The organism is Enterobacter cloacae complex sp. SHL009, assembly GCF_049237205.1.
GTDB lineage: Bacteria > Pseudomonadota > Gammaproteobacteria > Enterobacterales > Enterobacteriaceae > Enterobacter > Enterobacter cloacae_M.
Map to the genome: position 1 here is coordinate 1 of NZ_JBMKIW010000010.1, position 12,755 is coordinate 12,755.

Genomic DNA, 12,755 nt, shown 5'->3' on the forward strand with positions numbered 1-12,755 from the left:
AATACGTCTTCGATTGGCAGCAGGAATGGCTTGTCAATCGCACGCTCTGGTTCTGGGATGTAAGAATCCAGGAAGCCAGCCAGTTCGATGATTTTCGCTTCCCACTCAGCTTCGCCTTCCAGCGCTTTCAGAGCAGAACCACGAACGATTGGGGTATCGTCGCCCGGGAAATCGTACTGAGACAGCAGTTCACGAACTTCCATCTCTACCAGTTCCAGCAGCTCTTCATCATCAACCATGTCGCATTTGTTCAGGAACACGATGATGAAAGGAACGCCTACCTGACGACCCAGCAGGATGTGCTCACGAGTCTGAGGCATTGGGCCGTCAGTCGCAGCAACAACCAGGATCGCGCCGTCCATCTGCGCAGCACCGGTGATCATGTTTTTAACATAGTCGGCGTGGCCTGGGCAGTCTACGTGTGCGTAGTGGCGAGTCGGGGTGTCATATTCAACGTGGGAAGTGTTGATGGTGATACCACGAGCTTTTTCTTCTGGTGCGTTATCGATCTGGTCGAATGCACGAGCAGAACCACCGTAGGTTTTAGCCAGAACGGTAGTGATTGCAGCAGTCAGGGTAGTTTTACCATGGTCAACGTGGCCGATAGTACCAACGTTGACGTGCGGTTTTGTACGTTCAAATTTTTCTTTAGACACGGCTATATTCCTTACTATAGTGCTCTCCCCTGTGGAGAGAGCACGGGACTTAGGTTTTAATCCTGTGGATTACTTACCACGGGCTTCAATAACGGCCTGAGCAACGTTGTTAGGCGCATCATCATACTTCAGGAATTCCATGGTGTATGATGCACGACCTTTGGTCAGAGAACGCAGCTGAGTTGCATATCCGAACATTTCAGACAGCGGAACTTCAGCGTGGATCTTAACGCCAGTTACTTCGGATTCCTGACCACGCAGCATACCGCGACGACGGCTCAAGTCACCGATAACGTCACCGGTGTTCTCTTCAGGAGTTTCTACTTCAACCTTCATGATTGGCTCAAGCAGAACTGGTTTTGCTTTCTTAAAGCCTTCTTTAAAGGCAATAGACGCAGCCAGTTTAAACGCCAGTTCAGAGGAGTCAACGTCGTGGTAAGAACCGAAGTGCAGACGAACACCCATATCAACAACCGGATAGCCAGCCAGAGGGCCCGCTTTCAGCTGTTCCTGGATGCCTTTATCAACGGCTGGGATGTATTCGCCAGGAATTACACCACCTTTGATGTCGTTGATGAACTCGTAACCTTTCGGGTTAGAGCCCGGCTCCAGTGGGTACATGTCGATCACAACGTGACCGTACTGACCGCGACCACCAGACTGCTTAGCGTGCTTACCTTCAATGTCGGTAACTTTCGCGCGAATCGCTTCGCGGTAAGCAACCTGAGGTTTACCCACGTTCGCTTCAACGTTGAATTCACGCTTCATACGGTCAACGATGATGTCCAGGTGCAGTTCACCCATACCAGCGATGATGGTCTGGTTAGATTCTTCATCAGTCCATACGCGGAATGATGGGTCTTCTTTCGCCAGACGGCCCAGAGCCAGACCCATTTTTTCCTGGTCAGCTTTGGTTTTTGGTTCAACTGCGATGGAGATTACCGGCTCAGGGAATTCCATACGCTCCAGAATGATCGGGTGATCCGGGTCACACAGGGTGTCACCAGTGGTCACGTCTTTCAGACCGATAGCTGCAGCGATGTCGCCCGCACGAACTTCTTTGATCTCTTCACGTTTGTTAGCGTGCATCTGTACGATACGGCCAAAACGTTCACGCGCCGCTTTCACGGAGTTCAGGATGGTGTCACCGGAGTTAACCACACCAGAGTAAACGCGGAAGAAGGTCAGGTTACCCACGAATGGGTCGGTAGCAATTTTGAACGCCAGTGCAGAGAATGGCTCTTCGTCGCTTGCGTGACGCTCAGCCGGAGTATCTTTACCGTCGTCCAGGATGCCGTTGATCGCAGGAACGTCAACCGGGGATGGCAGGTAGTCAACTACCGCATCCAGCATCGCCTGAACACCTTTGTTCTTGAACGCAGAACCACAGGTTACCAGGATGATTTCGTTGTTCAGAACGCGCTGACGCAGAGCTTTTTTGATCTCTTCTTCAGTCAGTTCTTCACCACCCAGGTATTTCTCCATCAGCTCTTCAGAAGCTTCAGCAGCGGATTCGATCAGGTTCTGGTGCCATTCGTCAGCCAGGTCCTGCATTGCAGCTGGGATATCTTCGTATTCGAAGGTAACGCCCTGGTCTGCATCGTTCCAGTTGATGGCTTTCATTTTCACCAGGTCGATAACGCCGGTGAAGCCTTCTTCAGCACCAATTGCCAGCTGCAGCGGAACAGGGTTCGCGCCCAGACGGGTTTTGATCTGGCCAACAACTTTCAGGAAGTTAGCACCCATACGGTCCATTTTGTTAACGAACGCGATGCGTGGAACTTTATATTTGTTCGCCTGACGCCATACGGTTTCAGACTGTGGCTGAACACCACCAACTGCGCAATAAACCATTACCGCGCCGTCAAGAACACGCATGGAACGTTCTACTTCGATGGTGAAGTCAACGTGCCCTGGGGTGTCGATGATGTTTACGCGATGCGGTTCGTACTGCTTAGCCATACCTGACCAGAATGCAGTAGTCGCTGCGGAGGTGATAGTGATACCACGCTCCTGCTCCTGTTCCATCCAGTCCATGGTGGCTGCGCCGTCATGAACTTCACCGATTTTGTGGTTTACACCGGTGTAGAACAGAATACGTTCGGTAGTAGTGGTTTTACCGGCGTCGATGTGCGCACTGATACCGATGTTACGGTAGCGTGCGATGGGTGTTGTACGAGCCATTTGATTCCTCGTTTATATCTTTAGGCGTTCAGTTAAGTTACCCAGAGCGGGCGGTTTCTCTGAAGCGCCCGCCTGGTGACTAATACTCCGAAGGGATTACCAACGGTAGTGTGCGAACGCCTTGTTGGCTTCTGCCATACGGTGAACGTCTTCACGTTTCTTAACTGCAGTACCTTTGTTGTCTGCAGCATCAGAAAGTTCGTTCGCCAGACGCAGAGCCATGGATTTATCACCGCGTTTACGAGCAGCTTCAACGATCCAACGCATTGCCAGAGCATTACGACGAACCGGACGAACTTCAACTGGAACCTGATAAGTAGAACCACCAACGCGGCGGGACTTAACTTCTACGGTTGGGCGAACGTTGTCGAGAGCGACTTCGAAAGCTTCCAGTTCATTTTTACCAGAACGCTGAGCCAGGGTCTCAAGCGCGCTGTATACGATTGCTTCTGCAGTAGATTTTTTACCATCTACCATCAGGATATTTACAAATTTTGCCAGCAGTTCTGATCCGAATTTCGGATCTGGAAGAATTTTACGCTGACCAATGACGCGACGACGTGGCATGGGAATACTCCGTTGTTAATTCAGGATTGTCCAAAACTCAAAGAGTTTAGTTTGACATTAAGATAAATCAGTTTGGCCTTACTTAACGGAGAACCATTAAGCCTTAGGACGCTTCACGCCGTACTTGGAGCGAGCCTGCTTACGGTCTTTAACACCTGAGCAGTCGAGCGCACCACGAACGGTGTGGTAACGAACACCCGGAAGGTCTTTAACACGACCGCCACGGATCAGGATCACGGAGTGTTCCTGCAGGTTGTGACCTTCACCACCGATGTAGGAAGTCACTTCGAAACCGTTAGTCAAACGCACACGGCATACTTTACGCAGTGCGGAGTTTGGTTTTTTAGGAGTGGTGGTATATACACGAGTACATACACCACGTTTCTGCGGGCAGGCTTCCAGCGCAGGCACGTTGCTCTTTGCAACTTTGCGTGCGCGTGGTTTGCGTACCAGCTGGTTAACTGTTGCCATTAAATAGCTCCTGGTTTTAGCTTTTGCTTCGTAAACACGTAATAAAACGACCTCATACAATATGAGGACGCGAAATTTTAGGGCTACGTCGAAAAGGTGTCAAGAAATATACAGCGATCTCAAATCACCAGTTCATTTGACTGGCGTGCGTCACAGTAAGATTGACGAAATCAGTATAGCCAACCACGTCAATTTTGGTTGAAATTTGACCAGAAAGACCCCGCGCATCCAGATCGTCCTTCAGCGCAGAGACTGTTATGGGGGCATTCGTGAGAATTTCAACGAAACGACTGCCTTCCAGTGCGGCAAGCACGCCATCCTGAATCAGCAGCAGATCATCACCTTCGCGCAGCATACTCAGTAACGCGTCGATATCACATTGCCACGGTGAATGGCTCAGAGTATGGAGCATGTCAGCCTCAGAAAGTCAGAACGGTGTCGTAGTGGGAAAGGTGTTCGCGCAATGCAGCAGAAGACATGACTGTCACATCCAGCACGAAAGGCGTTGTCTCGTTTAAACCGCGCGCGGCCAGGGAGTCGGCACAGACATAGAAGGTTTCGATATCGTAAAGCGGTAACACTTTGAACGTTGCGATGTAATCACGCGCCAGAATGGCCTGAGGCTGTTGCCCCGCCAGAAGCTGAAATACGCCGTCGCCCAAAAAGAAGACACCGATATCTTCGGTCAATGCTGAGGTCGCGAGCAGCGCATCCAGCCCTTCTCTGCCTGACGCATTGCCGTGCGGTGCGGAGGAAAAAACAAACGCGACACGCTTCATCAGAATTGCACCACTCTGTCGCAGGTCAATGCCGCCTGTGCCAGTGCACCCAGGCCACTCAACGAAAAGCCGGGCTGCAGGTTAGAACCCGATAAACCAAGACGCGCGGCTTCGGTTGCATCAGTCACGCCGCGGCGCAGTGCCGCCGCCACGCAGATGTGCAGTTCTACGCCCTGCTTTTCGTTTAATGCCTGCCAGGAACGCACCAGATCGAACTCGTCGCTCGCCGGTGACGTAAACTGATTCGCGTTATACACCCCTTCCCGATAGAAGAAGACGCTCGCCAGCTCGTGTCCGGCCGCCAGTAGCGCATGCGCAAACTGCAGCGCGCTGCTGGCCTGCTGAGTACCGTACGCCGGGCCTGTCACCATTAACGCAAAACGCATTACTTGTCTTGTCCCAGGAAATCGCCGCTTTTGAACTGGCGAATGTAGAGGTAGACCGTGTGCTTGGAGATGTTCAGACGATCGGCCACCTGGTTGATGGCGTCTTTAATATCAAAAATCCCTTTTTCATAAAGATTGAGCACGATCTGACGATTCTTGGCGTTGTTCGAGACGTTGCGATCGGCATTCACCTCTTCAATCGTAAACTCAAGCGTCTGCGTCACCAGATCTTCAACAGAGGAGGCAAAGTTAACAGAAGAGCCAACATCCGGCGTTTCTGGTGGAATAAAGGTGCTCATGATTTGCGAGAATGGCACATCAAGGTTCATGTTGATGCACAGCAGCCCAATAACACGATGCTCGCGGTTTCGAATCGCGATGGTTTCTGATTTCATCAGCACGCCGCTTTTGGCGCGGGTGAAATAGCATTTGGAGACGCTGCTGTCCGCGCCGGTCATGTCATGCAGCATACGCAATGCAAGGTCGGTAATTGGCGAACCAATTTTACGGCCAGTATGCTCACCATTCGCAATGCGGATGGCGGAACACTTCAGATCTTGCAGGGAGTGCAATACGATTTCGCAGTGGGAGCCAATGAGCATCGCTAACCCGTCCACTACCGCTTCGTAGGATTTCAGAATATCGAAGTCGGTCTGATCGAAAGGACGTTGATCCAGCAAATCAAGTTCACTGGTTTCGTTGGTTAAAAGCGACCTGGACATGAAAAAAACACTCCTTTTCAGGAGCCTGTCGTTAGGTTTTCAGGGCAGGCTCATTATCTACACGGACAACTAAATTAATACAGCGTGCGTAGCGCTTTCCAGTGTTAATTATATCTGCCCCACAATAAAAAAACCGCCGCCTTAAAGGCGGCGGTTTTTTTTTCAACATTACTTCTTAGCAGCAGCGGCTTTATCGTCAGCCGGTGCGTCTGCTTTCGCATCCGCTTTCGGTGCCGGTTTGATATCCAGCAGCTCTACGTCAAAGACCAGCGTAGAGTTAGCAGGGATACCCGGAACGCCGGTTTTGCCATAGGCCAGATCCGGTGGGATAACCATCTTGATCTTGCCGCCTTTCTTGATGTTTTTCAGGCCTTCAGTCCAGCCCGGGATCACACCATCCAGACGGAAGGAGAGCGGCTCACCGCGGGTGTAAGAGTTATCGAACTCTTTACCGTCGATCAGCGTACCTTTGTAGTTCACAACAACGGTGTCGCTGTCTTTAGGCGCATCGCCGGTGCCTTCTTTCTCAACTTTGTACACCAGGCCAGTAGAAGAGGTTTTCACACCTTTCTCTTTGGCAAAGGTGTCGCGGTAGGCTTTACCTTTCGCTTCGTTGTCTTTAGCGTCCGCGTCCATCTTGGTCTGCGCGGCACCCTTCACGCGCGCTTCGAACGCCTGCAGAGTCTGTTCAATTTCCTGGTCAGACAGCTTGCTCTTATCTGCAAATGCGTCCTGAACGCCCGCGATCAGCTGAGCTTTATCCAGTTTGATGCCCAGTTTTTCTTGTTCTTTCAGAGAGTTTTCCATGTAGCGACCCAGAGATGCGCCCAGTGCATAGGCGGATTTCTGGTCGTCATTTTTGAACGCCGCTTTGCTGTCTGCAGTGGCAGCAGGCTTCGCAGCAGTATCAGCAGCGAATGACAGCGGCGCGTTCAGCGCAACAGCCATCGTCGTCGCCAGCAGCGTTACTTTAAACAGTGATTTCATCCATATCTCCAGGGCCTGGGGACTCTCACCCCAGCGTTAAACGTAAATGAGTTACGTACTATAAAACGTTGCGGAAGAAATCTACAGACAGACACTTCCAATTCTCGCCACTTTTCAGACTATTTTTGTTTAAATAAGTTTCCTGCCAAAGGGATGCAGACTGTACTTAAGGATAAACTCAGTTAAACTGCGCCGCCGCAGGGCCATTATGGCGAATCTGAAACAAACGAGGTGAATGATGAAGGATACAGCAATAGAAGCGAGAATGGCTGAGCTGGAAAGCCGCCTGGCTTTTCAGGACATCACCATCGAAGAGCTAAACCAGACCGTGACCGCACATGAGCTCGAAATGGCAAAACTGCGGGATCATATGCGCCTGCTGACGGAAAAGCTGAAGGCTACACAGCCGTCAAACATTGCCTCTCAGTCAGAAGAGACGCCACCTCCTCATTATTGAGGCGTAAAAAAAGCGGGATAATCCCGCTTTTTTTGTGCCCGGTGGCGCGAAGCTTACCGGGCCTACATACCAAATACCCTATGGATTTCGAGTCGCAGGAAGGCGGCAAGCTTGAAAATCCCCGGGAGCATAGATAACTATGTGACAGGGGTTTGAAAGCGCAGCCAACGCACCTGCGACTTGAAAGACGACGGGTATTAGTGGCAGCCGCAGCCGCCGTTACCGCAACCACCTTTACCGTGGTCGTGACCATGGTCGTGATCGTGGCCGTGACCACCGCAGCAGCCGTCGTGGCCGTGATCGTGGTCATGGTCGTGACCGTGTGCACCGTGAACGTGGCCATGAGCCAGCTCTTCTTCGGTCGCTTCACGGATCGCAACAACTTCTACGTTGAACTTCAGGTTCTGGCCAGCCAGCATGTGGTTACCGTCAACCACGACGTGGTCATCTTCCACTTCGGTGATTTCAACAGGAACCGGACCCTGGTCAGTTTCAGCCAGGAAGCGCATGCCAACCTGCAGTTCGTCAACGCCCATGAACACGTCTTTAGGAACGCGCTGAACCAGATTGTCGTCATACTGACCGTAAGCGTCGTTCGCGCCTACAGCAACGTCAAATTTGTCGCCAACTTCATGACCTTCCAGCGCGTTTTCCAGGCCAGAAATCAGGGAACCGTGACCATGCAGGTAGTCAAGCGGCGCACTCACCGGAGACTCATCAACCAACACACCGTCTTCTGTACGTACCTGATAGGCCAGGCTGACCACCAGGTCTTTTGCTACTTTCATGATATCTCCTGAGCGTGGGAAAATTGCTGGCGCAGATTGTAGCGGAAATCTGCACCCGTGTACCCTTTAGCTTAAAAAAACTCAGGGCATATCGCTAGTCCGGATGAAAAATCCCGATAACTTGCTCTTCTTTGCGAACGTGATCGCGGGCCTCTTTATCGGCCTCACGCATCTGGTGACCGCACTTAACACACTCAACAACATCAACATTATTTTCCCGCCACATCGCCAGGGTATCTTGCGCCTGGCAGGTCGGGCATTTTGCACCCGCGATAAAGCGTTTACGTACAGCCATCTTTCGTTACCCTTTATTCAAATTCATCCCAGCCATCAAGCTGGCGTCGTTCCTGTTGCATCTCTCGCTGGAAGATCTCCTCCAGCTCGCGACGCGCTTCCCGCACGCGGGAGATCTGCGCCGTATCGGTATGTACCGGCATCAGCTCGCGCAACATCCGCATATCCAGCCGGCGGAAGTGCATCTGGGCGCGCTGCGCCTGATGCGGATGCATGCCGAGCGAGATCAGCGCCTTACGACCCAGCTCCAGCGCACTGGAGAACGTCTCACGGGAGAAGTGTTTCACACCCGCCTGCAACAATTCGTGAGCTTCAACACGTCCCCGCGCACGCGCCAGAATATGCAGATGCGGGAAATGCTGCTGGCACAGCTCCACCAGCTTCATCGTGTCTTCCGGATCGTTACAGGTAATTACGATGGACTCTGCCGCTTCGGCCCCCGCCGAGCGCAGCAGCTCGAGCTGGGTCGCGTCGCCGTAGTAAACCTTGTAGCCATATTTACGCATCAGGTTGACCGCGCTGATATCCCGTTCCAGTACCGTAATGCGCATTTTGTTCGCCATCAGCAAACGCCCGATAACCTGTCCGAAACGGCCAAAGCCCACCACAATCACCTGCGGCTTGTCGTCTTCCACCCACGGCGCTTCGTCTTCATCGTCAGTTGGATTCAGGCGACGCGACAGCAGTTTATCCACCAGCTTCATCAGCAGCGGCGTGGTCATCATAGACAGCGTGACCGTCACCAGCAAAAGCGCCATCTGATCGTCTTTAAACAGCTTCTGGGAGGATGCGGTGGAGAACAGCACAAACGCGAACTCGCCTCCCTGGCTCAACACGCTGGCAAACTGCATGCGTTCCGAACTGCGCAGCCCGTAGATACGTGACATCACGTACAGCACCAGCATCTTCACCGCCACCAGGATGGCGACGCTCACGACCACCCACAGCAGATGGGTATAGAGCACACCGAGGTTAAGCGCCATCCCCACCGAAATAAAGAACAGGCCTAACAGCAGCCCTTTGAAGGGATCGATGGCAATTTCCAGCTCGTGCCGATACTCGCTCTCCGCCAGCAGCACCCCGGCGATAAAGGTCCCGAGCGCCATCGACAGCCCCAGCGCGTCCATAAACAACGCCGATCCCAGCACCAGCAGCAGCGTCGCGGCGGTAAACACCTCGCGAACGCCCGACGCGGCAATAAAGCGGAACACGGGACGTAACAGGAAACGACCGCCAATCAGCATGCCCGCGAAGGCCAGCACCTTCATGGCGATTTTAGCCCAGTCGAAGTGATCGTCCCCGGACCCCGCCAGCAGCGGCACAAGCGCCAGCGCCGGGATCACCGCCAAATCCTGGAACAGCAGCACCGAAAAGCCCAGCTGACCGGCTTCGTTGCGATTCATCCCCTTATCGCGCATCAGCTGCAGCGCCATCGCCGTTGACGACATCGCAAGGCCTATCCCGCCAATCACCGCCGCCTGCCATGAAAAGTTGGTCAGCATTAACAGGCCACCCAGGATCGCGGCGCTGAACAACACCTGCGCGGCGCCCACGCCAAAGATAGAGCGTCGGAGCTGCCACAATTTCGAAGGATTCAGCTCCAGGCCGATGATGAACATCAGGAACACCACGCCCAGCTCGGAGAAATGGAGAATCTCATCGACATCGCTGATGAATCCCAGCCCCCAGGGGCCAATCGCGATCCCCGCCAGCAGATACCCCAGCACCGCGCCGATACCAATCCGTGCAGCAAGCGGCACCGCGACGACGGCCGCAAATAAAAACAGCACCCCGGCGAGGAGCAAATTCGATCCTTCCATTAACGACCTCCTGCCGGAATGGGTGACGCCAGCCATTCACCATAGGCTCTGGCGTGGCTTGCCAGCTCTTTCGGATCCTGACGCCGCGCCCAGTAGACAATAATCGGGCTCATCCAGTGCATACGGCACATGGCCGCCGTCAGCTCGAATGGCCGCAGGATGTCGCTCATCGGATAACGGTTCAGCCCGTCGTGGCGGTAAGCGCTTTCGGGTTCACCGGTCGTAATCACGCTACGCCAGTACTTTCCCGCCAGCTGGTTGCCCCCCACCCCGCTGGAGAAGCCCCGGCTCAGCACTCGGTCCAGCCACTCTTTCAGCAGCGCCGGACAGCTATAGGTATAAAGCGGATGCTGGAACACAATCACGTCATGCTGACGCAGCAGTTCCTGCTCGTAAGGGATATCAATAAAGAAATCAGGATAGTGCGCGTAGAGATCGTGCACCGTTACGTTACTAAGCTGTGTGGCCGGCTTAAGCAGCACCCGGTTTGCCACCGAGTCCTGAGATTCCGGATGGGCATACAGCAGCAGCACTTTTGCTGTCTGAGACATCATTCCCCTCCCGGTCTTGTTTCTGTTTTTGTGTATCGTCGCTGTTTTGGGCTACCATGGCGGCCCGGTGCGGAAAATGGCCCACACCTTACATTATCATAATGACAAATTAACATAGTCGGAACATACGGCGCTTCTATGATTGTTTTCTCCTCGTTACAAATTCGTCGCGGCGTGCGCGTCCTGCTGGATAACGCCACTGCTACCATCAACCCGGGCCAAAAAGTGGGTCTGGTCGGTAAAAACGGCTGCGGTAAATCCACCCTGCTGGCGCTGCTGAAAAACGAGATTAGCGCGGATGGCGGTAACTTCACCTTCCCGGGAAACTGGCAGCTCGCCTGGGTAAACCAGGAGACGCCGGCGCTGAGCGAACCGGCACTCGACTATGTTATCGACGGCGACCGTGAATACCGCAAGCTCGAAGCGGAACTTCATTCTGCTAACGAGCGCAACGACGGTCACGCCATCGCCACCGTTCACGGCAAGCTGGACGCCATCGACGCGTGGACCATTCGCTCCCGCGCCTCCAGCCTGCTGCACGGTCTCGGCTTCAGCAACGAACAGCTGGAACGCCCGGTCAGCGACTTCTCCGGCGGCTGGCGTATGCGCCTCAACCTGGCGCAGGCGCTGATCTGCCGCTCTGACCTGCTGTTGCTTGACGAACCGACCAACCACCTCGATCTCGATGCGGTTATTTGGCTGGAGAAGTGGCTCAAGAGCTATCAGGGCACTCTGATTCTGATCTCCCACGACCGCGACTTCCTTGACCCGGTAGTGGATAAAATCATTCATATCGAACAGCAAACGATGTTCGAGTACACCGGCAACTACAGCTCCTTCGAGCGCCAGCGCGCGACGCGTCTCGCCCAGCAGCAGTCCATGTACGAAAGCCAGCAGCAGCGCGTGGCGCACCTGCAGAGCTTTGTGGATCGCTTTAAGGCCAAAGCCTCAAAAGCCAAGCAGGCCCAGAGCCGCATCAAGATGCTGGAACGTATGGAGATGATCGCCCCGGCGCACGTGGATAACCCATTCCACTTCAGCTTCCGCGAGCCGGAAAGCCTGCCTAACCCGCTGCTGAAGATGGAGAAAGTCAGCGCGGGCTATGCCGACCGCATTATTCTCGATTCCATCAAGCTCAACCTGGTGCCGGGTTCACGCATCGGCCTGCTGGGGCGTAACGGCGCCGGTAAATCGACGCTGATCAAACTGCTGGCGGGCGAGCTTAACCCGGTCAGCGGCGAAATCGGCCTCGCGAAGGGCATCAAGCTGGGTTACTTCGCCCAGCATCAGCTGGAATTTTTACGCGCGGATGAATCGCCGATTCAGCACCTCGCGCGTCTGGCGCCGCAGGAGATGGAGCAGAAGCTGCGCGACTATCTCGGCGGCTTTGGCTTCCAGGGCGATAAGGTGACTGAAAACACCGAGCGCTTCTCCGGCGGCGAAAAGGCCCGCCTGGTGCTGGCGCTGATCGTCTGGCAGCGCCCGAACCTGCTGCTGCTCGATGAACCGACCAACCACCTGGATCTCGACATGCGCCAGGCGCTGACCGAAGCGCTGATTGAGTTCGAAGGCGCGCTGGTGGTGGTTTCGCACGATCGTCACCTGATCCGCTCCACCACGGACGATCTCTATTTAGTGCACGGCGGCAAAGTTGAACCGTTCGACGGCGATCTGCAAGACTACCAGCAGTGGCTGACGGACGTGCAGAAGCAGGAAAACCAGCCGGAAGAGTCAGCGAAAGACAACGCCAACAGCGCGCAGGCGCGTAAAGACCAGAAGCGTCGTGAAGCGGAGCTTCGCACCCAGACGCAGCCGCTGCGTAAAGAGATTACCCGTCTCGAAAAAGAGATGGAAAAACTCAACGCCACGCTGGCTGTCGTTGAAGAGAAGCTTGGCGATAGCGGCCTGTATGACCAGAGCCGCAAAGCGGAGCTGACCGACTGCCTGCAAACCCAGGCGAAGACCAAATCCAGTCTCGAAGAGTGCGAGATGGCGTGGCTCGACGCGCAGGAACAGCTGGAAGCGATGCTGCAGGCTGACTGACCTGTTTACCCCGTTTGAAGAACAGAATCCGTACCGGGTTCGGAAATCCA

At 54.0% G+C, this 12,755-nt stretch carries 15 protein-coding genes; 2 read left to right on the forward strand and 13 right to left on the reverse strand.

What is annotated here, in order from left to right; translation table 11 throughout:
- From ACOTZC_RS19355 to fkpA, 9 genes are all read right to left on the reverse strand, one after another.
- A partial coding sequence (locus tag ACOTZC_RS19355; protein WP_421635957.1) for a GTP-binding protein occupies nt 1-656 on the reverse strand: 656 nt, incomplete at its 3' end.
- A gap of 69 nt (nt 657-725) precedes the next feature.
- The gene (gene fusA, locus ACOTZC_RS19360) at nt 726-2,840 is read right to left on the reverse strand and encodes an elongation factor G (protein ID WP_008503004.1); all 2,115 of its coding nucleotides are present in this window, start codon (nt 2,838-2,840) and stop codon (nt 726-728) included.
- A 96-nt stretch (nt 2,841-2,936) separates the two neighbouring features.
- A complete protein-coding gene (gene rpsG / locus ACOTZC_RS19365; RefSeq protein ID WP_004106370.1) occupies nt 2,937-3,407 on the reverse strand; it encodes a 30S ribosomal protein S7 in 471 nt (156 codons plus the stop codon).
- 96 nt (nt 3,408-3,503) lie between these two features.
- Nucleotides 3,504-3,878, reverse strand: coding sequence for a 30S ribosomal protein S12 (gene rpsL / locus ACOTZC_RS19370; protein ID WP_000246815.1), 375 nt, complete (start codon nt 3,876-3,878; stop codon nt 3,504-3,506).
- Between the two features lie 124 nt (nt 3,879-4,002).
- The gene (gene tusB, locus ACOTZC_RS19375; RefSeq protein WP_023309457.1) at nt 4,003-4,290 is read right to left on the reverse strand and encodes a sulfurtransferase complex subunit TusB; all 288 of its coding nucleotides are present in this window, start codon (nt 4,288-4,290) and stop codon (nt 4,003-4,005) included.
- A gap of 7 nt (nt 4,291-4,297) precedes the next feature.
- Nucleotides 4,298-4,657: a sulfurtransferase complex subunit TusC gene (gene tusC / locus ACOTZC_RS19380; protein WP_163354630.1), complete on the reverse strand. Its 360-nt coding sequence runs from the start codon at nt 4,655-4,657 to the stop codon at nt 4,298-4,300.
- The gene (gene tusD, locus ACOTZC_RS19385; protein ID WP_023309459.1) at nt 4,657-5,043 is read right to left on the reverse strand and encodes a sulfurtransferase complex subunit TusD; all 387 of its coding nucleotides are present in this window, start codon (nt 5,041-5,043) and stop codon (nt 4,657-4,659) included. Before tusD ends, tusC begins: the two co-directional genes overlap by 1 nt.
- The gene (locus ACOTZC_RS19390; protein ID WP_003861697.1) at nt 5,043-5,765 is read right to left on the reverse strand and encodes a helix-turn-helix transcriptional regulator; all 723 of its coding nucleotides are present in this window, start codon (nt 5,763-5,765) and stop codon (nt 5,043-5,045) included. Before ACOTZC_RS19390 ends, tusD begins: the two co-directional genes overlap by 1 nt.
- A 168-nt stretch (nt 5,766-5,933) precedes the next feature.
- On the reverse strand, nt 5,934-6,752 hold the full coding sequence (gene fkpA / locus ACOTZC_RS19395) for an FKBP-type peptidyl-prolyl cis-trans isomerase (protein WP_023309460.1): 819 nt from the start codon (nt 6,750-6,752) through the stop codon (nt 5,934-5,936).
- 238 nt (nt 6,753-6,990) lie between these two features.
- On the opposite strand from fkpA, the gene ACOTZC_RS19400 reads away from it, so the two are divergent.
- A complete protein-coding gene (locus ACOTZC_RS19400) occupies nt 6,991-7,209 on the forward strand; it encodes a protein SlyX (protein ID WP_023309461.1) in 219 nt (72 codons plus the stop codon).
- Between the two features lie 197 nt (nt 7,210-7,406).
- Here the strand turns inward: ACOTZC_RS19400 and slyD are convergent, their stop codons facing one another.
- The 4 genes from slyD to kefG all read right to left on the reverse strand — a co-directional run bounded on the left by slyD (nt 7,407) and on the right by kefG (nt 10,665).
- Nucleotides 7,407-7,997 (reverse strand): peptidylprolyl isomerase, encoded by a 591-nt coding sequence (slyD, locus tag ACOTZC_RS19405; RefSeq protein WP_014833521.1) that lies wholly within the window; start codon nt 7,995-7,997, stop codon nt 7,407-7,409.
- 94 nt (nt 7,998-8,091) lie between these two features.
- Nucleotides 8,092-8,292 carry a YheV family putative zinc ribbon protein gene (locus ACOTZC_RS19410; RefSeq protein ID WP_033146793.1) on the reverse strand — a complete coding sequence of 67 codons (201 nt, stop codon included), beginning with the start codon at nt 8,290-8,292 and terminating at the stop codon, nt 8,092-8,094.
- A 13-nt stretch (nt 8,293-8,305) separates the two neighbouring features.
- Nucleotides 8,306-10,111 (reverse strand): glutathione-regulated potassium-efflux system protein KefB, encoded by a 1,806-nt coding sequence (gene kefB, locus ACOTZC_RS19415; RefSeq protein WP_023309462.1) that lies wholly within the window; start codon nt 10,109-10,111, stop codon nt 8,306-8,308.
- Complete coding sequence (kefG, locus tag ACOTZC_RS19420) at nt 10,111-10,665, reverse strand: glutathione-regulated potassium-efflux system ancillary protein KefG (RefSeq protein ID WP_021242220.1); 555 nt, start codon at nt 10,663-10,665, stop codon at nt 10,111-10,113. The genes kefB and kefG overlap by 1 nt, the downstream gene beginning before the upstream one ends.
- A gap of 135 nt (nt 10,666-10,800) precedes the next feature.
- Between kefG and ACOTZC_RS19425 the strand changes: the two genes are divergently transcribed.
- Nucleotides 10,801-12,705 carry an ABC transporter ATP-binding protein gene (locus ACOTZC_RS19425; RefSeq protein ID WP_248162935.1) on the forward strand — a complete coding sequence of 635 codons (1,905 nt, stop codon included), beginning with the start codon at nt 10,801-10,803 and terminating at the stop codon, nt 12,703-12,705.
- Nucleotides 12,706-12,755: the final 50 nt, after the last annotated feature.